Annotated in this window: 20 protein-coding genes; 16 read left to right on the forward strand and 4 right to left on the reverse strand. The window is 66.4% G+C overall.

Annotated features, from left to right (window positions below; all coding sequences use genetic code 11):
* Positions 1 to 29: 29 nt before the first annotated feature.
* Complete coding sequence (smc, locus tag BFL43_RS04370) at positions 30 to 3,656, forward strand: chromosome segregation protein SMC (protein WP_084891137.1); 3,627 nt, start codon at positions 30 to 32, stop codon at positions 3,654 to 3,656.
* A 21-nt stretch (positions 3,657 to 3,677) separates the two neighbouring features.
* On the opposite strand, the gene BFL43_RS04375 is transcribed toward smc, so the two are convergent.
* The 3 genes from BFL43_RS04375 to egtB all read right to left on the reverse strand — a co-directional run bounded on the left by BFL43_RS04375 (position 3,678) and on the right by egtB (position 6,262).
* Positions 3,678 to 4,013, reverse strand: coding sequence for an HNH endonuclease signature motif containing protein (locus BFL43_RS04375; protein WP_084891139.1), 336 nt, complete (start codon positions 4,011 to 4,013; stop codon positions 3,678 to 3,680).
* Positions 4,014 to 4,076: 63 nt separating this feature from the next.
* Positions 4,077 to 5,027 carry an L-histidine N(alpha)-methyltransferase gene (gene egtD / locus BFL43_RS04380; protein WP_084891141.1) on the reverse strand — a complete coding sequence of 317 codons (951 nt, stop codon included), beginning with the start codon at positions 5,025 to 5,027 and terminating at the stop codon, positions 4,077 to 4,079.
* 2 nt (positions 5,028 to 5,029) lie between these two features.
* A complete protein-coding gene (gene egtB / locus BFL43_RS04385; RefSeq protein ID WP_084891143.1) occupies positions 5,030 to 6,262 on the reverse strand; it encodes an ergothioneine biosynthesis protein EgtB in 1,233 nt (410 codons plus the stop codon).
* 128 nt (positions 6,263 to 6,390) lie between these two features.
* Between egtB and ftsY the strand changes: the two genes are divergently transcribed.
* The 6 genes from ftsY (at position 6,391) to BFL43_RS04415 (ending at position 15,032) form a co-directional block, all read left to right on the forward strand.
* Positions 6,391 to 7,863 carry a signal recognition particle-docking protein FtsY gene (gene ftsY / locus BFL43_RS04390; protein WP_084891145.1) on the forward strand — a complete coding sequence of 491 codons (1,473 nt, stop codon included), beginning with the start codon at positions 6,391 to 6,393 and terminating at the stop codon, positions 7,861 to 7,863.
* 209 nt (positions 7,864 to 8,072) lie between these two features.
* A complete protein-coding gene (locus tag BFL43_RS04395; RefSeq protein WP_084891147.1) occupies positions 8,073 to 9,428 on the forward strand; it encodes an ammonium transporter in 1,356 nt (451 codons plus the stop codon).
* A 51-nt stretch (positions 9,429 to 9,479) separates the two neighbouring features.
* The gene (locus BFL43_RS04400; protein WP_084838616.1) at positions 9,480 to 9,818 is read left to right on the forward strand and encodes a P-II family nitrogen regulator; all 339 of its coding nucleotides are present in this window, start codon (positions 9,480 to 9,482) and stop codon (positions 9,816 to 9,818) included.
* 5 nt (positions 9,819 to 9,823) lie between these two features.
* Positions 9,824 to 12,355: a [protein-PII] uridylyltransferase gene (locus tag BFL43_RS04405; protein WP_084891150.1), complete on the forward strand. Its 2,532-nt coding sequence runs from the start codon at positions 9,824 to 9,826 to the stop codon at positions 12,353 to 12,355.
* 4 nt (positions 12,356 to 12,359) lie between these two features.
* The gene (ffh, locus tag BFL43_RS04410; RefSeq protein WP_084891152.1) at positions 12,360 to 13,940 is read left to right on the forward strand and encodes a signal recognition particle protein; all 1,581 of its coding nucleotides are present in this window, start codon (positions 12,360 to 12,362) and stop codon (positions 13,938 to 13,940) included.
* A gap of 15 nt (positions 13,941 to 13,955) precedes the next feature.
* A complete protein-coding gene (locus BFL43_RS04415; RefSeq protein WP_084891154.1) occupies positions 13,956 to 15,032 on the forward strand; it encodes an amidohydrolase family protein in 1,077 nt (358 codons plus the stop codon).
* A gap of 6 nt (positions 15,033 to 15,038) precedes the next feature.
* Here BFL43_RS04415 and BFL43_RS04420 read toward each other — a convergent pair whose 3' ends face one another.
* Positions 15,039 to 15,611, reverse strand: a complete 573-nt coding sequence (locus BFL43_RS04420; RefSeq protein WP_084891156.1) for an XRE family transcriptional regulator — start codon at positions 15,609 to 15,611, stop codon at positions 15,039 to 15,041.
* Positions 15,612 to 15,688: 77 nt separating this feature from the next.
* Here BFL43_RS04420 and BFL43_RS04425 point away from each other — a divergent pair, with 77 nt between their 5' ends.
* The 9 genes from BFL43_RS04425 to BFL43_RS04465 all read left to right on the forward strand — a co-directional run bounded on the left by BFL43_RS04425 (position 15,689) and on the right by BFL43_RS04465 (position 20,983).
* Entirely contained in the window at positions 15,689 to 16,657 is a 969-nt protein-coding gene (locus BFL43_RS04425) for an NAD(P)/FAD-dependent oxidoreductase (protein ID WP_084891158.1), read from the forward strand.
* A gap of 157 nt (positions 16,658 to 16,814) precedes the next feature.
* Positions 16,815 to 17,276, forward strand: a complete 462-nt coding sequence (gene rpsP, locus BFL43_RS04430; protein WP_084891160.1) for a 30S ribosomal protein S16 — start codon at positions 16,815 to 16,817, stop codon at positions 17,274 to 17,276.
* Positions 17,273 to 17,515 (forward strand): RNA-binding protein, encoded by a 243-nt coding sequence (locus BFL43_RS04435; RefSeq protein WP_020107279.1) that lies wholly within the window; start codon positions 17,273 to 17,275, stop codon positions 17,513 to 17,515. Before rpsP ends, BFL43_RS04435 begins: the two co-directional genes overlap by 4 nt.
* A gap of 27 nt (positions 17,516 to 17,542) precedes the next feature.
* Complete coding sequence (gene rimM / locus BFL43_RS04440; protein ID WP_084891162.1) at positions 17,543 to 18,067, forward strand: ribosome maturation factor RimM; 525 nt, start codon at positions 17,543 to 17,545, stop codon at positions 18,065 to 18,067.
* Between the two features lie 20 nt (positions 18,068 to 18,087).
* Entirely contained in the window at positions 18,088 to 18,813 is a 726-nt protein-coding gene (trmD, locus tag BFL43_RS04445) for a tRNA (guanosine(37)-N1)-methyltransferase TrmD (protein WP_084891178.1), read from the forward strand.
* 28 nt (positions 18,814 to 18,841) lie between these two features.
* Positions 18,842 to 19,192, forward strand: coding sequence for a YbaB/EbfC family nucleoid-associated protein (locus BFL43_RS04450; protein ID WP_240498054.1), 351 nt, complete (start codon positions 18,842 to 18,844; stop codon positions 19,190 to 19,192).
* A gap of 23 nt (positions 19,193 to 19,215) precedes the next feature.
* Positions 19,216 to 19,551: a hypothetical protein gene (locus BFL43_RS04455; protein ID WP_084891164.1), complete on the forward strand. Its 336-nt coding sequence runs from the start codon at positions 19,216 to 19,218 to the stop codon at positions 19,549 to 19,551.
* On the forward strand, positions 19,551 to 20,552 hold the full coding sequence (locus tag BFL43_RS04460; RefSeq protein WP_084891166.1) for a hypothetical protein: 1,002 nt from the start codon (positions 19,551 to 19,553) through the stop codon (positions 20,550 to 20,552). Before BFL43_RS04455 ends, BFL43_RS04460 begins: the two co-directional genes overlap by 1 nt.
* Positions 20,549 to 20,983, forward strand: a complete 435-nt coding sequence (locus tag BFL43_RS04465; RefSeq protein ID WP_084891168.1) for a hypothetical protein — start codon at positions 20,549 to 20,551, stop codon at positions 20,981 to 20,983. Before BFL43_RS04460 ends, BFL43_RS04465 begins: the two co-directional genes overlap by 4 nt.
* The last annotated feature ends 1 nt before the right edge of the window (position 20,984 follow it).

Consider the following 20,984-nt stretch of genomic DNA (forward strand, 5'->3'; position numbering starts at 1 on the left):
GCGGACGGTAATGGGTACGCTCAAGCGCTGTGCACCTGAAAAGTCTGACCCTCAAGGGCTTCAAGTCCTTTGCGTCAGCAACCACCCTGCGGTTCGAACCGGGGATCACCTGTGTGGTGGGCCCCAACGGTTCGGGCAAATCGAACGTCGTCGACGCTCTGACCTGGGTGATGGGCGAGCAGGGCGCGAAAGCGCTGCGCGGCGGGAAGATGGAGGACGTCATCTTCGCGGGCACGTCCGGCCGCGCGCCGCTGGGACGCGCGGAAGTGACCCTGACCATCGACAACTCCGACGGCGCGCTTCCCATCGACTACTCCGAGGTGTCGGTGACGAGGCGGATGTTCCGTGACGGTGCCGGGGAGTACGAGATCAACGGCAGCTCGTGCCGGCTGATGGACGTGCAAGAACTGCTCAGCGACTCCGGCATCGGCCGGGAGATGCATGTCATCGTCGGCCAGGGACGGCTGGCGGCGATTCTGGAGTCGCGCCCGGAAGAGCGTCGGGCCTTCATCGAAGAGGCTGCCGGGGTCCTCAAACATCGCAAGCGCAAAGAGAAAGCGGTTCGCAAGCTCGACGCGATGCAGTCCAATCTGGCGCGCCTGGGCGACCTCACCGCCGAACTGCGGCGTCAACTCAAACCACTCGGTAGGCAGGCAGAGGTCGCCCGCCGGGCCCAGACCGTCCAGGCCGACCTGCGTGATGCCCGATTGCGTTTGGCTGCAGACGATCTGGTGACCCGTCGCAACGAACTGGCGGAGCAACGTACCACCGAGGCGGAACTTCGCAGGCAGCAAGACGAGCTGGCACAGCGCCTCGACGAACTCGGTGGCCAGGTCGACGAGAACGAGAAGTATCTGGCGCAGATCGTGCCGGCTGCCAACGACGCCGGACAGGCCTGGTTCGCGTTGTCGGCGCTGACCGAACGAGTCGGGGCAACCTGCCGAATCGCCGGCGAGCGCAGTCGGTACCTCGCGGAGCCGGTGCGCAACGACTCCGGGCGCGATCCCGACGAGCTCGATCGTCAAGCAGAGGTCGCAGCCGAAGAGGAGTTCATCCTCACCGAGACCGTCGAGGTGACTGCCGAAGCTCTCGACGACGCGAAGGTCGCACTGAGCGAGCGTGAGCAGGAAGCCGCGGCGGCGCAGCAGCAGCACCTGGCCGCCGTGCGCGCGGTTGCCGATCGCCGCGAGGGACTGGCGCGGCTCGAGGGCCAGGTGAACAATCTCCGGACCAAGGTCGAGTCGATCGATGCCGAGGCGACCCGTCTGGGAGCGGCGATCGACAACGCGGTCGCCAGGGCCACCGAGGCCGCCGACGAGTTCGACGCGGTCCAGGCCACTGTCGCCGACCTCGATGCCTCCGAGCTGGGGTTGGACGAGCATCACGAGCGCAGTGTCGCGGCGTTGAACCAGGCAAACGAACGGGTCGCGGAACTGCAGGCAGCCGAGCGTGCCGCGGAACAGCGGGTCACGTCGCTGGGCGCCCGGATCGACGCTCTCGCAGTCGGTCTCGAGCGTAAAGACGGTGGCGCGTGGCTGCTGGAGAACAGGGCCGGTGAACTGCTGGGGCCGATGTCCTCGCTGCTGCGGGTGCAAGACGGTTACGAGGCGGCGATCGCTGCTGCCATGGGTCCGGCAGCTGATGCAGTGGCGACGGCTGACCTACCGGCCGCCCGCTCCGCCTTGTCGTCGCTGCGCGAGAACGAGGGCGGGCGTGCTGCGGTCTTGATCGGGGGCGTCGACCCGTCCGGGCGCGGCTCTGCCGGCCTTCCGGCGGGCGCGGTCTGGGCGCTCGACGTCGTCGACGGTCCGGACACGCTGCGGGGAGCCCTGGAGCTGCTGCTCGGCTACACCGTCGTCGCGGACGATGTCTCGATCGCAGAAGCCGTACTCGACGAGGCCGCCGGAGGGGTCCCATACCTGGGCTCCCTGCGGGTCGTGACCCTCAACGGCGATCTGATCGGAGCGGGCTGGCGCAGCGGTGGAACCGGCGCGCGTCCGTCAACCATCGAGGTGCAGTCAGCAATCGATTCGGCACGTGCCGAACTCCAGCAGTCCCGGCGACGCAGTGAAGAACTGGTCGCGGCACTCGCCGGGGCCCTCGCGCAGCAGACCGATCGCAGAGAGACCGCTGAGCAGGCGCTGGCCGCACTGCACGAGTCGGACGCCGAGTTGGGTGCGGTGTACGAGCAGTTGGCCCGCCTCGGGCAGACCGCCCGTGCAGCGCAGGAAGAATCGACCCGGCTGACCAATCAGCGGGCAAAGGCAGAAGACGGCCGCACCGAGGCTCTGGCGAAACTGGCCGAGTTCGAGGAGCGACTGCGCCTGGCCCGCGACGACAGCGAAGAGGCCCCTGCGGACGGGGATCTGCCCGACAACGATCGCGATCGTACGGCCGCTGCCGTGACCGAGGCACGTTCGGTGGAGATGGAGGCACGCCTCGCCCTGCGCAGCGCCGAGGAGCGGCTGGCGTCGGTGCGGGGTAAGTCGGATTCACTCCGGCGCGCGGCCCGCGCTGAGCGAGAAGCGCGCGAGCGGGCCGAACGCCAGAACCGCGCCCGCCGGCACGCGGCGAGTGTGGCCGAAGTGGTGTTCGAGTGCGGCGGTCTGATCGCAACGAGGCTCGAAACCGCAGTGGCGGGGGCACAAGCGCATCGTGACGAACTGGAGCGGGAGCGGCGGGTCCGCACGGAGCAACTGGATGTCGCGAAAAAGGCGGCCGCCGAGGTCGGTGCGCAGCTGACGGCGCTACGTGATGCTGTGCACCGCGACGAGGTGGCCAAGGCGCAGGTGTCGCTGCGCATCGAACAACTCGAAGAACAGATCATGGGGGACTTCTCGATCAGTCCGGACGATCTGGTGGCTGAGTACGGTCCCGAGGTCACGATGCCGCCGTCCGAACTCGAGATGGCGGAATACGAGCAGGCGAAAGAACGCGGCGAGATGGTAGTCGCGCCCACCCCGATACCGTACGACCGGGCGACCCAGCAGGCCCGTGCGAAGAAGGCACAGCGCGACCTCAACACACTCGGTAAAGTCAATCCGCTTGCGCTGGAAGAGTTTGCCGCGCTCGAGGAAAGATACAACTTTCTGTCCACTCAGCTCGAGGACGTGAAGAAGGCGCGGCAGGACCTTCTCGACGTGGTGCAGGATGTCGACAGCCGGATCCTGCAGGTCTTCACCGAGGCCTACGCCGACGTCGAACGCGAGTTCGTCGAGGTGTTCAAGACCCTGTTCCCCGGCGGTGACGGCCGTCTCATCCTGACCAACCCATCCGACATGCTGACCACCGGTATCGACGTGGAGGCGCGACCGCCGGGGAAGAAGGTCAAGCGCCTCTCGCTGCTGTCCGGCGGCGAGAAGTCACTGACCGCGGTGGCGATGCTGGTGGCGATCTTCCGCGCCCGCCCGTCGCCGTTCTATGTGATGGATGAGGTCGAGGCCGCCCTCGACGACACCAACCTCCGTCGGCTCATCACGCTGTTCGAGCAACTACGCGAAAAGTCGCAGCTCATCGTCATCACACACCAGAAGCCCACGATGGAAGTCGCGGACGCGCTCTACGGCGTGAGCATGCAGGGCGACGGCATCACCACCGTCATCTCGCAGCGCATGCGCGGGCAGGACCTCCCGGCACCGACGCCGACAACCGGTTAGGCCCGCCGCCGATCGGGGTGATCAACCGAGCGAGTTCGTCTCCTGCTCGACTTCTTGCCCAACGGGGAACTTCGCGGCCATCGCCGACCTGATGGCGACGTATCGTTCGAGAAACGCGCGCTCGTCCAGCTTCTTGCGCCGCATCCAGGCGGTCACCTCGTCGTTGCATTTGCTGGCGTTGCAGGAACCGCAGGCGGGTGCGATGTTGTCCAGGGTGTACCGGCCGCCACGTGAGATCGGTAGCACGCAGTCTCGTTGCAGCGGTCGGTCGCCCGCGCCGCAGTACGCACACCCTTCCCAGGCTGCCTTGAGCTGCGACCACTGTTCGTCGCTCAGGTCGTGCTCGACGCGGGCCATCCGGCGACGGCGTTTGCGCGCGTATCTCGTCCGGTTGGCGACCACGGGGATCGAGTCTATTGCTCAGCAGACCTGACTGAGCACAACTGCGAAGTCGTCGGCGTGGTCGGTCCAGCTCTCGAGCTGCCGTAGACCGGCGGCGGCCAATTCGGCATGCAGCGATCCGAGGTCGAACTTCGTGCTGATCTCGGTGAGAATCTCAGCGCCTCTGGGTAATTCCCACGTCCGCTCGATCGCGCCGAACCGGGCGTGCACGTCGCGCCGGGCGCGTAGCCACATCTCGATCCGGTGCTCGGGCGGATTCCACCTCGCGATGTGATCGAAGTCGTCGGTGTAGAGGCCGGTCGCGTCGAGCCCTGTACGCAAGACCTCGATGACGTTCCGGTTGAAGTCGGCGGTGACCCCGGCTCGGTCGTTGTAGGCCGCGATCAACCGGCCGGTGTCCTTGATCAGATCGGCCCCGAGGAGAAAGTAGTCTCCGGGCCGCAACGCCCCCGCGATGTGGCGGTAGAAATCGGACCGTTCGGTGGGGTCGAGGTTCCCGATCGTTCCACCGAGGAAGATCGCCATGCGCGGTCCGTCGCGGTCCGCGAGATTCAGGTCGGGGTCACCGAAGTCGGCGTGCAAGGGTTGGACCGAGATCTCCGGGAACTCGGCTGCCACCTGGTCGGCCGCGTACGTGAGCATCTCGACGCTGACGTCGAGCGGCACATAGGTGAAGTCGGTCCCGCGGGCAGCGAAAGCCGACAGCAGGAGCCGGGTCTTCTCCGACGTCCCCGAACCGAGCTCGATCATGGTCCGGGCTCCCGTCGCGGCGACGATCTCTGCCGCGCTCCGTCGCAGGATCTCGGTCTCGCGTCGTGTCGGGTAATACTCGGGCAGCCGGGTGATCTCATCGAACAACTCACTGCCGCGTTTGTCATAGAGCCATTTCGCGGGCAGGACGGGCGGACTCTGCCATAGTCCGGCGACGGCGTCCGCGACGAGCAACGGGTCGACCGACGGTGGTGACATCGTCATCGGGCCAACCGGAGTCCGCTGAAGACCCACCGGGATCCGGCTGGGAAGAAGTTGCGGTAGGTGGGCCGTTCATGGCCGGCGGGAGTCAGTGCGCTCGCGCCACGCAGCACGTGCTGATCACTCATGAACTTGCCGTTGTACTCGCCGACGGCGCCGTGTGCAGGTACGAAGCCGGGGTAGGGGAGGTATGCACTCGCGGTCCATTCCCAGACGTCGCCGACCATGGTTTCACCGGCGATGCCGGGATGACATCGCCCAGGGTCGAGGAGCTGGCCGCGGGAGGCTCCGGTGCGAATCGCCGCGGTCTCCCATTCGAACTCGGTGGGCAGCCGCGCGCCGGCCCACCGGGCGTAGGAGTCCGCTTCGTAGAAAGACACGTGTACGACCGGTTCGCTCTCGACGATCGGACGCCTCCCGGACAGCGTGAACGACGTCCAGGTGCCGTCGTCGAGGCTCCAGTAGCCTGGAGCTGACCAGCCGGTCTCGCCGATCCTGTTCCATCCGTCGGACAACCAGAGTTCACTGCGGCGATATCCGTCATCGGCCATGAATTCCAGCCATTCACCATTGGTCACCTGCCGGTTGGCGAGTTGGAAGTCCGGGAGGTAGACCGAATGGCCGGGACCCTCGTTGTCGTAGCTGAAACCATTCGGATTCGCCCCGATCGTGACGAGCCCCCCGTCGAAGGATTGCCAACGCAGGGGTGCCGCCTCCTCCGTGGCATCCGGTCCCCGCTCGACGTAGACAGGCGCGAACGGGTGCGTCGAGAGGAGATGCTTGATGTCCATGAGCAACAGTTCTTGGTGCTGTTGCTCATGGTTGCAGCCCAGTTCGACGAGGGTGCGTGCGTACTCATCGAGTCGGCCCTGCTCGAGTGCCGAGATCATTGCCTGATCGACGTACTCGCGGTAACGGGTGATCTCGTCGACGCCGGGTCGGGTGACGAGGCCTCGATGTGGACGGGGGTGGCGGGCGCCCACTGCCTCGTAGTAGCTGTTGAAGAGGTACCGAAAGCTCTCGTCGTACACCGTGTATCCCGGCAGATTCCGCAGGATGAACTCTTCGAAAAACCAGGTGACGTGGGCGCGATGCCACTTCGTCGGACTGGCATCGGTCATGGACTGCGGAACCTGGTCTTCGGGTGACAGTCGCGCGGTTAGCTCATCGGTGAGCGCGCGGACGTCACGGAACCTGGTGGTGAGAGTGGACTGCTCGACTGTGATGCTCATGCTCGTCTCCTGGAAGATGACCGGCGGGACAGCAGTATGGATGAGGCGTCTGACAGTCACGGTACCCGCAGGTCGGTCGTGTCCGCCTCTGGCACTGATGGCGTAGGTGCCTCTGGCAGACTGAGGCCGTGAACACCGGTGCCGTCATCGCGATTGTCGTAGTTGTCGTCCTTCTGCTCGTCGCCCTCGTGGCGACGGGCCTGGTCCTGTCCCGTCGCAGGCGAATCTCTCTGAGCGACAGCGCAGATCGGACACCCTCCGACGGCACGAGGCAAGTCGACAAGTCCGGTGGTTACAAGGCGGGGAGCGGGTTCTCTTTCACCCAGGGTGGCGCGGGCACGGCCACCGCCGAACCGCCGGCCCGAGACGTACCCACGATCGAGCGGACCGACACCGACGGGCAGCCGGGTGTGGGTGACGATGCGGCGATCCCTCGCGACGCACCGAAACGCGGCCTGCGCAATGTTCCTCTGCCCGAACCGAAGACAGACGAGACAGAACCGAAGACAGAAGAACCGGAACCTGCTGCCCCGGCACCCGAGGCGACGACCACCGAGATCGAGGCCGCGCCCGCCGAACCTGAGGTAGTGGCGCCGGAACCGGTGATCGAGCCCGAGCCGGCGGTGGAGCCCGAACCTGTGGCCGAACCGGTCCCCTCGACCCCGGTGCTCGACGACATCGCTCCGACAGCCGGGCGGCTGGGATTGCTCCGTGGTCGCCTGTCCCGATCGCAGAATGCTCTCGGCAAGAGTGTGCTGGGGCTGTTGGGCGCCGGCGACCTCGACGAGGACGGCTGGGAAGAGATCGAGGACACCCTGCTGATGGCAGACCTCGGGACCGCGGTGACGACTGCTGTGGTCGATCGTCTGCGCACCGAACTGGCCGCCTCGCCCGTCCGGACCGCGGAGGAGGTCCGTGCGCTGTTACGCAAGGTTCTCATCGCCGAGGTGGGTCCCGATCTCGACCGCGCGATCAAGGCGCTGCCTCATGCCGGCAAACCGTCGGTGCTGTTGGTCGTCGGGGTCAACGGCACGGGAAAGACGACGACGACCGGCAAGCTGGCCCGCGTGCTCGTCGCAGACGGGCGCAGGGTGTTGCTCGGCGCTGCTGACACGTTCCGTGCGGCCGCAGCCGATCAGCTGCAGACGTGGGCCGAGCGGGTCGGTGCCGAGGTCGTCCGCGGCAAGGAAGGGGCCGATCCGGCCGCGGTGGCCTTCGACGCCGTCGCCCGAGGCATCGACGAGGGCGTCGACGTGGTCATGATCGATACAGCAGGGCGTCTGCACACCGAGACCGGCTTGATGGATGAACTCGGCAAGGTCAAGCGGGTCGTGGAGAAGAAAGCCGTAGTCGACGAGGTCCTGCTCGTACTCGACGCGACGACCGGACAGAACGGCCTCGCCCAGGCGAAGGTTTTCGCCGACGTCGTCTCGATCACCGGTGTGGTGCTGACCAAACTCGACGGCACCGCCAAAGGTGGCATCGTCTTCCACGTCCAACGAGAGCTGGGTGTACCGGTCAAATTGGTTGGTCTCGGCGAGGGCGCAGACGACCTCGCACCCTTCGAACCAGAGGCGTTCGTCGACGCGCTCCTCGGCTGATTCCACCTCGCCGTCGACAGCGTGCGAACAACAAACGGCCGCACTTCACGCCATCTGATCAACACCGCTCCTGGCGGTATACACAGATGAAACATGAACTGCCCGCTGGTTCACATGCATGAAACACCACAGCACCACGAACGAAATCCCTGCCCGCCAATCTCTTTGAAGGCGCCGAGCCGTCGGCGCACTCTAGGAGGTTTCTTACAGTGGTTTTGGCACTGCCAGACGATGCGTTCGCGCCCTACGACGTCGGGGCCACCGCCTGGGTCCTGACGAGCGCCGCACTCGTGCTCTTCATGACTCCGGGACTGGCCTTCTTCTACGGTGGCCTCTCGCGACAGAAGTCCGTCCTCAACATGTTGATGATGTCCTTCGGCTCACTCGGAGTCGTCAGCATCATCTATGTGTTGTGGGGTTACTCGATGTCGTTCTCTTCGGCTCACACCGGAGAAAGTGACATCGCGGGCATCTTCGACAACCCGTTCTCGCTGTTCGGCTTGAACCAGCTGATGGAAACGATCCCGGATCCCGAGAACCCAGACGAGGTCCTCAATGTCATCGGCGGCTTCGGTGATGTCCCGGCCATCGTGTGGGCCGGCTTCCAGCTGACGTTCGCGGTCATCACCGTGGCCCTCATCTCGGGTGCGCTCGCCGAACGCGTCAAGTACTCGACCTGGCTGGTCTTCACCGGCATCTGGGCGACCTTGGTCTACTTCCCGCTCGCCCACATGGTGTGGGGTGGCGGTCTGCTGTCGAACAACGAGACCAGCTTCGCCTCCTGGATCTTCGGCACCGAAGACGTCGACGGCACGATGGTCGCGAAGGTCGCACCGATCGACTTCGCCGGCGGCACCGTGGTCCACATCAACGCCGGTATGGCTGCGCTGGTCCTCGTGCTCATCATCGGTAAGCGCGTCGGATACGGCAGGACCGCTTATCGCCCGCACAATGTACCGTTCGTCATGCTCGGTGCCGCGATCCTGTGGTTCGGATGGTTCGGCTTCAACGTCGGTTCCGAAGGCACCGCAGACGCACTCGCCGGCCTGGTCTGGATCAACACGACTGCTGCAACCGCCGCGGGTCTGATCGGCTGGCTCGTGGTGGAGAAGATCCGCGACAAGTCCGCCACCGGTGTCGGCGCGGCCTCGGGCATCGTGGCCGGTCTGGTCGCCATCACCCCCGCCTGTGGAGCGTTGACGCCGATCGGTTCGCTGATCCTCGGCGCTGTGGCCGGCGTGATCGCCGCAATCGCTGTCGGCTTCAAGTCCAAGTTCGGCTTCGACGATTCGCTCGACGTCGTCGGTGTCCACCTGGTCGCGGGCCTCTGGGGCACGATCGGTATCGGCTTCCTGGCGTCGGAGACCGGCCTGTTCTACGGCGGCGGCGGTAAGCAGCTCGTCGTCCAGCTCGTGATCGCCCTCGTCGCAGTCGCGTTCACCGCGATCATGACCGCCATCATCGCGTTCGCTCTCAAGCCACTCGGCTGGCGGATCACCGCAGAGGATGAGGACACTGGTATTGATGAGACGGATCACCGCGAAAGCGCGTACGACCTCGTTTAAGTCCTGGAAACTCAATACTCGAACTGTGATCCTCATGGAGGGATGCAACAAATGAAGCTCATTACAGCAATCGTGAAGCCATTCACGCTTGAAGATGTGAAGGCGGGACTCGAGCAGGCCGGCGTCGTCGGTATGACCGTCAGTGAAGTTCAGGGGTACGGCCGTCAGAAGGGCCACACCGAGGTGTACCGCGGCGCGGAGTACTCGGTGGACTTCGTCCCCAAGGTCCGCGTGGAGGTTGTCGTCGACGACGCCGCAGTGGACAAGGTGGTCGACGTGATCGTCGAGGCCGCACGCACCGGCAAGATCGGTGACGGCAAGGTGTGGGTCTCGCCAGTGGAAGCGGTCATCCGGGTACGCACCGGAGAGCGCGGCGGCGACGCGCTGTAACGACAGTGCCATTCGTACGTGGCGGTCGCGGTCCTGCATCCGAGGAGCCCTCGGGAGCAGGACCGCAGCCGTCTCATCTGACACCGGCTGCCGCGACGGATCTGGTCACAGCACGCAAACAACTCCTACGCCGGACCGACGGCAACAAGCGGGTCGATGCGCCCGCGCTGCGCAGGGTTCTCGTCGACCTGCACGACTTCTGGCTCACCACCAAAGCCGCCGAGATCGGGATCAAACCCGGTAGCGGATTCGCCATCGTTGCCGTCGGCGGACTGGGCAGACAGGAATTGCTGCCCCATTCGGATCTCGATCTGATCCTGTTGCACGACGAGATGGATCCGGCGGTCGTCGCGGAGATCGCCGACCAGATCTGGTATCCGCTGTGGGACGCGCACATCAAACTCGACCACAGTGTGCGGACCGTGTCGCAGGCCCTACAGGTGGCCGCCACCGACATGACCGCGGCGCTCGGGTTGCTGGAGGCCCGCCACATCGCCGGGGACGAGGACCTGTCCAAACTGCTGATCGGTGGGATCCGTCAGCAGTGGCGTACCGACATCCGTTCGCGGTTCGGCGGACTCGTCGATCAGGCCCGCGATCGTTGGCGGCGCAGCGGCGACATCGCCCATCGCGCCGAACCCGATCTCAAGTACGGCCGGGGAGGGTTGCGCGATGTTCACATGCTCGATGCCCTCGCCGTGGCACAGCTGACCGATGGAATGGCTGCGCTCCGTCCGGATTCTCCCGGTGGTGGGCTTCGGCAGGCGTACACCCGCCTGCTCGACGTGCGCACCGAACTACACCGGATCACCGGTCGACCCCGCGAGCAACTGCGTGCGCAGGACGCCGATGAGATCGGTGCCGCGCTGCGGATCGGCGATCGATTCGACTTGGCCCGGACCATCAGTGACAGCGCGCGCACGATCAGTTACGCCGTGGAGGTTGGACTGCGTACATCGTCCAATTCGCTTCCGCGCAAGGGGCTTTCAAAGCTACGTCGCTCACCCATCCGGCGCCCTCTGGATGAAGGGGTTGTCGAGCACTTCGGTGAGGTCGTCCTCGCGCGTAACGCGCTGCCCAGCAAGGACCCAGGTCTGATCCTGCGGGTCGCTGCGGCATCGGCGCGGACCGGCCTGCCCATGGCGGCCTCCACCCTGGCCAGGCTGGCCGACTACGCGCCGGAGCTGCGGGAACCCTGGCCGATCGATGCGCTCAGTGACCTGCTGGTGCTGCTCGGCACCGGTGAACACATGATCGCGCCGATCGAGGCCCTCGACCGGACGGGCTTGTGGGGCAGGCTGATCCCCGAATGGGGTGCGATTCGAGACCTACCCCCACGCGATCCGATCCACACGTGGACAGTGGACCGCCATCTCGTGGAGACCGCGGCCAACGCGGGTTCGATGACGACCAGGGTGTCACGTCCTGACCTGCTGGTCCTGGGCGCGCTGATCCATGACCTCGGGAAGGGGCGCGGCGCCGACCACAGCGTCGTCGGTGCCGAGCTCGCCAATCAGGTGGGTAACCGCATCGGCCTGTGGCCCGAAGACGTGCAGATCCTGTCCAAGATGGTCCGCTATCACCTGCTCCTGCCCGACGTCGCGACCAGGCGCGATCTGGACGATCCGGCGACCGTGCAGGGCGTGGTCGACACCCTCGGCGGTTCCCGTGTCCTACTGGAATTGCTTGCCGCGCTTGCCGAAGCCGATTCCAAGGCGACCGGTCCCGGGGTCTGGGGCGATTGGAAGTCTTCACTGATCGGCGAACTGGTCCGCCGGTGTCTGCGGCTGATGGACGGCGGCGAGTTGGCCGATCCAGGGCCGCTGACGCCTGAACTGACCGCTCTGGCGGAAGCGGGCGGCGTCAGCGTCGACCTCGTGACGACCGACAACCCGCACACCTTCGCAGTGACCATGATCGCGCCCGAACAGCCGGGTCTGCTCTCGCAGATGGCGGGGGTGCTCTCCTTGCGGGGCCTGCGGCTGCTGAGCGCGTCGGTACAGTCCCACGCGGGGAGCGCGGTCAACACGTTCCTGGTCTCACCGCTGTTCGGTGAACCATCGGAGTCCGGCCTCCTGCGGCAGCAACTGATCCAGGCGCTGGAGGGCAACATCGACGTGATCGCCCGGCTCGACGCCCGTGAGCGGGAGTCACAGCTCCCGGTCGCACCGGGGCCGGGCGGAGAGAACTCTCAGGGGCCGGCGGTGCCGGCATTGTTCGCCCAGGCCCCACCGCGGGTCCTGTGGTTCGACGGATACGACGACGACAGGGTGATCCTGGAACTGCGCGCGGGCGACCGTGTCGGCCTGCTGGCCCGGGTCAGTGCGGTGCTCGAGCAGCATCGGGTCTTCATCACGTGGGCGAAGGTCTCCACATTGGGCGGATCGGTGGTCGATTCATTCTGCGTCAGCCTGCCCGGGGATGGTCCGCAGACGCGCGACCAGCTCGAAGAGGCGATCCTGGCGGTGGTACCACCCCCTGCGCCACCCCGGGAACCAGAGGAGGACACCGGTAAATCCGGCGTCCCGATAGGCTAGGGGAATGTTCGACTCCCTCTCAGGCCGGTTGGCCGGTGTCCTGACCGATCTGCGCGGCAAGGGCAAGCTGTCCGATGCCGATATCGACCGCACCTGCCGCGAGATCCGTCTCGCCCTACTCGAGGCCGACGTCTCGCTGACCGTCGTCCGCGGTTTCATCGCCAGGATCAAGGAACGTGCCAAGGGCGCAGAGGTGTCGGGGGCACTCAACCCCGCACAGCAGGTCGTCAAGATCGTCAACGAAGAGCTCGTCGGGATTCTCGGCGGCGAGACCCGGCGGATCCAGTTCGCGAAGACGCCGCCGACGGTCATCATGCTCGCCGGTCTGCAGGGTGCCGGTAAGACCACCCTCGCGGGCAAGCTCGCGGCCTGGCTGAAGAAGCAGGGTCATACCCCGATCCTGGTGGCATGTGACCTGCAGCGACCGGGTGCTGTCAGTCAGCTCCAGATCGTCGGTGAGCGGGCCGGCGTCCCGGTCTTCGCGCCAAACCCGGGCACGAGCGTGGGCGGCACCGGCGAGCTCGGCGTCTCGGGTTCCGAGGGCGCGGGCAGTCTGGCCGAACCCATCGAGGTCGCGAGATCCGGTGTGGCCGAGGCGAGGTCCAAGCACCACGACGTCGTGATCGTGGACACTGCCGGTCGCCTCGGTATCGACGAAGAACTCATGGCCCAGGCCAAGGGCATCCGTGACGCAGTCGAGCCCGACGAGGTGCTCTTCGTCCTCGACGCGATGATCGGTCAGGACGCCGTGGCGACGGCGGAAGCATTCGCCCAGGGTGTCGATTTCACCGGTGTGGTCCTGACCAAGCTCGACGGCGACGCACGTGGCGGTGCCGCGCTCTCGGTGCGCGAGATCACCGGCCGTCCGATCATGTTCGCGTCCACGGGCGAGAAGCTCGAGGACTTCGACGTCTTCCACCCCGACCGGATGTCGAGTCGCATCCTCGGGATGGGCGACGTACTGAGCCTGATCGAGCAAGCCGAAACGCACTGGGACGTCCAGCAGGCCGAGGCGGCCGCGAACAAGATCACCCAGGGTGAGCTGACTCTCGAGGACTTCCTCGAGCAGATGCTCATGATCCGCAAGATGGGGCCGATCGGGAACCTGCTGGGGATGTTGCCGGGCGCGGCGGGCATGAAAGACGCCTTGTCCCAGGTCGATGACAAGCAGCTCGACAAGGTCCAGGCGATCATCCGCGGTATGACCCCGGCAGAGCGTGAGAATCCGAAAATCATCAACGGGTCGCGTCGTGCTCGCATCGCCAACGGTTCAGGCGTGACGGTGAGCGACGTCAATCAGCTCGTCGACCGCTTCTTCGACGCGCGAAAGATGATGTCGCAGATGGCCGGCCGTATGGGCATGCCGGGTGGTCGCAAGAACAATCGCAAAAAGGGCGGCAAGAAGGGCAAGAAGGGTGGGCGCGGGCCTACGCCTCCGAAGGTGCGGGGCGGGTTCCCCGGGATGCCTGGTGGTATGCCCGCCGGCTTCCCCGACCTGTCGAACATGCCTGCCGGGCTTGACCAGATTCCGCCCGGCCTCGAGGGTATCGACGTGAGCCAGTTCCAGCGGCCGAAGAAGAAGTAGGGGCGGTCGCGGTCGATGAGCCTGTCGCAGCTGCACTTTCGTGGATTGGCGGTCGGGTCGGGTGAACCCGTCGAGTTCTGGGTCGATGATGGTGTCATCACCCGCGAGCCCATCACGGGCGCCGACACGGTCACCGACGGTGGCTGGATCATGCCGGGGTTGGTGGACGCGCACAACCACGTCGGCATCGCACCCGGGCTCGGCGTCACGATCGAGCAGGCCCGGGCGTTCGCCCACCAGGACCTACGAGCAGGTGCGACGCTGATCCGTGAGGTCGGGTCGCCGGTCGACACCCACCCACTCGACGACGATGCCGGAGGCCCCCGATTCATCCGGGCGGGCAAACACATCGCCCGTCCGAAGCGGTACATACGCGACTACGGCGTCGACCTGGACGAGGTCACCGACCTTCCCGCCGAGGTCGCGCGGCAGGCCCAGGCAGGCGACGGCTGGGTCAAGCTGGTGGGGGACTGGATCGACCGGGACACCGGGGATCTGTCTCCACTGTGGCCGGACAATGTTCTCCGCGAGGCCATCTCGGTGGCCCACCAGCTCGGTGTCAAGGTGACCGCGCACGTGTTCGGCACAGAGGCCCTCTACGGGCTGATCAACGCCGGGATCGATTGCATCGAGCACGGCACCGGCCTGAACGACGAACTCATCGCGATCATGGCTGCCCAGAGGATCGGGTTGGTGCCGACGTTGATCCAGGTCGAGAACTTCCCGTCGATCGCCGACGGGGCGGACCGTTTCCCCGCCTATCAGCAGCACATGCGCAAGCTGCACGCAGACGCGCCGAGCACCTTCGCCGCCGCGATCGAGGCGGGGGTGGACGTCTACGCAGGGACGGATGCAGGCGGATTCGTCGAACACGGTCGCATCGTCGACGAGATCATCGCGCTGGCGGGCATCGGGCTAGGTCCGGGGCAGGCACTGGACGCAGCGTGCAGCTCTGCTCGTGAGTGGCTGGGGGCGGGAGGCCTGAGCGACGGTGATCGCGCGGACGTGCTCGTGCTGCGCGACGACCCCGCAAAGGACCTGTCCATCTTGCGGTCCCCGGCCGCGATCGTCTGCGGCGGGCACCTCGTCTGAGATTCTTCAGGTGTTGGTGCGGACATGAGCGCGCTCGCCCTGGGTTCCGTAGAGGCAGAGAACTTCTGCCTCTCCCGGTCCGACGGCCGCAATCCAATGCGGCACATGGGTATCGAACTCGACCACCTCTCCCGGCAGCAGGGTCAGATCCTGGTCGCCGAGAAGTAGTCGGACGCGACCGGACAGCACGTACAGCCACTCATAGCCCTCGTGGACCTTCAGTTCGGGCTCGACGGGGTCCTGCGGTGGCATGATCTGCTTGAACGCCTGGATCCCACCCGGGCGCCGCGTCAGCGGGATGAAGACACGGCCGTGCCGGCGGATGGGGCGCATGTGGATGCGGGGGTCGCCGGTGGCCGGGGCGCCGACGAGTTCGTCGAGCGGGAAGCCGTAGGCCTTCGCGAGTGGCAGTAGCAACTCCAAGGTCGGTTTCCGGCCACCCGATTCGAGCCGCGACAGCGTGCTCTCGGAGATGCCTGTGCTCTCCGCCAGCTCGGCGAGGGTGATCTCCCGTTCGCGGCGCAGGGCGCGAAGCCGCGGCCCGACGGCGTTGAGGGTGTCGTGCAGCTCGTCGTCCATGGGATGCAGTGTGCCAGAATTTGCTGAATCGGCAAGTAAACTTGCCGTGCTGTGGGTTCGGGCGGCACAGTGAACTCATGACGCAGCAGCAGCAGCAAGCAACGTACGACGCAATCGTGATCGGTGGCGGGTCCGCGGGCCTGAGTGGGGCGGTGATGTTGGGCCGTTCGCGGCGGTCGGTGCTCGTCATCGACGGTGGGCAACCTCGGAATGCACCCGCCGACGGTGTGCACGGATTCCTGACCCGCGACGGGTTGCCGCCCGCCGAACTCGTCGCCATCGGGCGCGACGAGGCGAAGAGTTATGGCGCCCAGATCCTCGACGACGAGGTGGTCGGTGTCGACGGCGACGTCGGCACCGGGTTCACCGTGAGGACCGCAGGGGGTGTCACTGTCGGAGCACGACGACTGTTGGTGACCACCGGATTGGTCGATGAGTTGCCCGACATCCCGGGGTTGGCCGACCGCTGGGGCAAGGACCTGCTGCACTGCCCCTACTGCCACGGCTGGGTAGTGCGCGATCAGGCCATCGGGATCCTGGGAGTGAACGCCATGTCCCTACACCAGGCCCAGATGTTCCGGCAGCTCAGCAAGGACATCGTGCTGTTCCACAACGATGAGTTGCGGCTCACCGACGATGAACGCACGCAGCTGACCGCGCGCGGGATACGCCTCGTCGAGGGCAAGGTCGCGGCGGTGAGAACCGAGAGCGATGCCATCACCGGGGTCGTGCTCGCCGACGGCACGTTCGTCGGGCGCCAAGCGCTGACGGTCACGCCCCGATTCGTCGCCCGTGCAGCATTCCTTGCGGACCTGGGGCTGCAGCCGGTGCAGCATCCGATGGGCGTCGGCGAATACATCCCGGCCGACGAGACCGGGCTGACCGCGGTTCCTGGTGTGTGGGCAGCAGGCAACGTCAGCAACCTGATGGCCCAGGTCGGCGCAGCTGCTGCTGCCGGTGCGATGGCCGGCGCCCACATCAACGGGGATCTGATCGCAGCGGAGACCCGTATCGCAGTCGCAGAACTCTCTGCATCCGCCTCGTGATTTCTGTCGGGAGGGCACTCTCTGGCACAATGGCTCCCTGGTTCGCCGGACCCGGCCACGTGCCGACCGGCGGTCACACCACCTCAACAGCAAAACCGGGCGCTCCGACTCTTGGAACGTCGCCGAATTGCACTGTGACCATAGAAGGAAGTAACTCGTGTCTGTCAAGATCAAGCTCACCCGCCTCGGCAAGATCCGTAACCCCCAGTACCGGATCGTCGTCGCCGACGCCCGCACCCGTCGTAACGGCCGGGCAATCGAAACCATCGGTCGTTACCACCCCAAAGAAGAGCCCAGCCTGATCGAGATCGACTCCGATCGCGCGCAGTACTGGCTCGGTGTCGGCGCACAGCCGACCGAGCCCGTCGCGGCACTGCTGAAGATCACCGGTGACTGGCAGAAGCACAAGGGCCTGCCGGGCGCCGAGGGAACCCTGCGTGTCGCAGAGCCCAAGCCGTCGAAGCAGGACCTGTTCAACGCTGCGCTCGCCGCTGCCGACAACGCTCCCGCCGGCGAAGCCGTCACCCCGAAGAAGAAGGCTGCCAAGAAGGCAGAAGATGCACCGAAGGCCGACGAGCCTGCTGCCGAGGCCCCCGCAGCTGAGGTCGCCGACAAGTGAGCGTCGTCGTCGCTGACGCCGTCGAGCATCTCGTCCGCGGCATCGTCGCCAACCCCGACGACGTCCGCGTCGAGCTGGTAACCGGCCGACGGGGCCGCTTCGTCGAGGTGCATGTCAACCCGGAAGACCTCGGTAAGGTCATCGGCCGCAACGGCCGCACGGCCACTGCGCTGCGCACCCTCGTCACCGGAATCGGTGGCCGCGGGGTCCGGGTCGACATCGTCGACACCGACCGCTGATCGCACCGCAGAACAAGGCGCTCACAGGTGGATCTGGTTGTCGGCCGCGTTGCCAAATCGCACGGCGTACGTGGCGAGGTGATGGTCGACGTCCGTACGGACGAGCCAGGCGTGCGTTTTGCTGTAGGAAATGTGCTGCGCGGACGAAAGTCCACCGGTAAGAACACCTTCGTCGAGACCAGCTACACGGTGACAGCCGCCCGGAATCACTCCGGGCGGCTGTTGCTGTCTCTCGCCGAGATCAACGACCGGGATTCCGCGTCCGCGCTGCGCGGCGTGCTCTTCTTGATCGATGCCGACGACGTCAGTTCCGGGGATGACCCGGACGAGTTCTACGACCACGAGCTGCAAGGGGTCCCCGTGCGCACGGTCGATGGCGATGATGTGGGGACCGTCACCGATGTCGTCCACCTGCCTGCCGGGGATCTGCTGTCGGTGAAGATGCCCGATGGCCGGGAGGTGCTGATCCCGTTCGTCACCGCGATCGTGCCGACCGTGAGTCGAGAACTCATCGAGATCGACCCGCCCGACGGCCTACTGGATCCCGAATGAGCCAGGGGAGCGGCCCGGCCATCCGGATCGGCGTGGTCTCGATCTTTCCCGAATATCTCGAACCGATGCGAATGGCACTGCTGGGCAAGGCCATCGACCGCGGAATACTCGCGCTCGACACCTACGACCTGCGGGACTGGACGCACGACGTCCACCGTGCAGTGGACGATTCCCCGTACGGCGGTGGCCCGGGCATGGTCATGAAACCGACAGTGTGGGGGCCGTGCCTCGACGAGGTCTGCCCCGACGACGCGCTCCTGGTCGTCCCGACCCCTGCGGGCGTTCCGTTCACCCAGGCCACCGCGCAGGAGTGGAGTCGCGAGAGCCACATCGTGTTCGCGTGCGGACGGTACGAGGGCATCGACCAAAGGGTGTTCGATGATGCCGCCACACGTGTTCGGGTGCAAGAGGTTTCGCTGGGCGACTTCGTCCTGATCGGCGGCGAGGTGGCCGTGATGGCCATGGTCGAAGCCACAGTGCGCCTGATCGACGGGGTCTTGGGCAACAAGAACTCGCACCAGCAGGACTCCTTCTCCGACGGTCTGCTCGAAGGTCCGAGCTACACGCGCCCACCGACGTGGCGTGGGCTCGACGTGCCGCCGGTACTCCTGAGCGGTGACCACGCCAAACAGGATCGCTGGCGCACAGAGCAGTCGCTCGCCCGTACCCGGGAGCGGCGTCCAGATCTGCTGCCTCGCGAGTCCGGAGACTCCGCCGACTCCGCCGGTGGCGCCCCCGCGGGCTAAGATCTCCGCACGCGAGTGGGGGGTCACTATGGTCGCAGAGTCGATGAGGTCCGGTGAGATGAACCGGGCCTGGGATGCGGTGTTGGCGGAGGTGGACGAGCAACGGGAGCAGTTGCGAGCGGCCGCGCAGGAACTCAATTCCGCCACCGTGGAAGTCACGTCCACCGACCGTCTGGTCAGGGTGGTGGTCAACGCCCGAGGCATGCTGACCGATCTTCACATCGATCCGCTCGCGCTGCGGCGTCACCGAGCCGATCAGCTGGCGACGCTCATCCGCAATCTGGTCGAGCGGGCGGACGGTGAACTGACGTCTCGCCGGAACCAACTGGTGACCGCGATCGTCCAAGACCAGGGTCCACATCTTCGGGATCTGGACTGAGTCGACGGATCGGGGAGACGCGAATGCCGGCAGCACAACCGGGGTCGGAACTTCGGATCGACGGCGCCGCAGTCCTCGCGGCGGCGAGAGACCTCGAACCGGTACTCGTCGAGCTCGCGGCGATCTCGTCGGATATCGATGAACTCGCCAGGCAGATTGCGTCGACGTGTGCGGCCCATGTGAGCGGGCACGTCTTCGCCCGCGCCCACGGCCGGCTCAGCGCCGGTGCCGTTGCCGCTGTCGACGAGGCGCACGCCTCACTCGCACGCTATGCCGGTGGCCTGACCCGAGCTGTCGAGGTAGTGGTGAACGAGGACGCGGAGGCGGCCGGATCTGTCCCGGCCGCGTCGGACCACTGATGCCGACCGACTACCGCGAACCGGTCGAGTCTTTTTTGCGGGAACTGACCCCCGACATCGACGCGGCCGCGCTGTACCTCCTCGTCGAGCGTTATGAGTCTCTGATCCAGCGGCTTTCGGAGTGCATCTCCGCGGTCGATGGCGGGATCCGTTCGGTGTCCGAAGCGATCGACGGTCAGACGTCGGCGGCCGCAGACGCCGTGGGTGTGTCGCTGGTTCGCGCTCTGCACACGAGCACAGAGAAGGTCGACGGCACCGCCGAGGTCGTCCGGGCCTACGCCGATGCGGTCGAGCAGACGAGGCAGCGACTGACGGTTGTCGCGGCGATCGCAGATCGCGAGTTGCTCGCCGGGACGGTACTCGCGGCGGCCACGGGCGACACCACCACCCTGGCAGGCGCGGAACACCTCGCGGCGCGCACGTTGTCGGCTACTGCGGCAGAGTTGGACCGGCGCGCAGCCCAGATCTCGCAGGAGACGGTCGAGGAGACCGGCACCGAGCACGGTCAACAGTCCGGCGGTACGCCGATGAACCCAGGCGCGATGATGGCGCCGACGGGCGCCGCCCTCGCAGGCATCGCGGCAGGTCGATCTGCCGCCGGCGTGGGGGATACGCATCCGCCCGACGCGGACCTGGTCATGTTGCGCGCCCGGGCTGCCGTTCTCACCGCGACCCAGCCTCCCGAGGTCGCGCCGTGGATCCGGGTGGCTGTCGGTCTGGGAATCGATCAGAACGGTCGCCGCACCGTGGTCGTCGGGACAAGCGAGCCTGCCGGCTACCTGAGACCGGGCGTGGTCCCCGAGCCGCACGAGGTGGTCGTGGGCGACGGGCGGGCACCCGAACTTGCCATCCTCGGCTACTTCCGGGACGCCGAGCTCGTCCCCCTGGCCGTCTGTGCCATGACACCACCGCCACCAGAAGTTGCGGCGGTGGTCGACGAATCAGGCGCGCACGCGGTCGATCCCGGTGGCCATGAAGACTCACCGGATTCGGCGCCGTGAGCCCACATCGCATAGATGTCCTGGGCGCAGGAGTCGCGGGACTCGTCGACCGAGTCGATTCCAGGCAGCTGGACCGCGTCGGTCTGCTGATCGCGGTGGCCGCCCTCGATGCGGCCGGCGTCCCGACCGACGGGCCGGTCACCGGAGCGCTCAAGACCTGGCGCGCCGGGCGACCCGCGGCGGCGATCCAGCGTCTGGAGATCGCGGCGCTCCGGGGCCGTCTGGACACCATGGCTTTCGCTGCGTCCCACGCCGGCCGCGATGCCGAGTATCGGGCAGCGTTCGCTCGGGCCCGTGCGGTCGGCGCCCTCGAGTTCGGTGCCGGCCGTGGCGGCCGAGAGGGGTTGCGCGAAGTCGTGTGTGAGGCGTGCGCCGCCACCGGATCGGCGTCTTTGGTCGCAAACCTCTTGCTCGACCACCTCGGCGACTAAT

Source organism: Williamsia sp. 1135 (genome assembly GCF_002095395.1).
In the GTDB taxonomy this organism is placed as follows: domain Bacteria; phylum Actinomycetota; class Actinomycetes; order Mycobacteriales; family Mycobacteriaceae; genus Williamsia.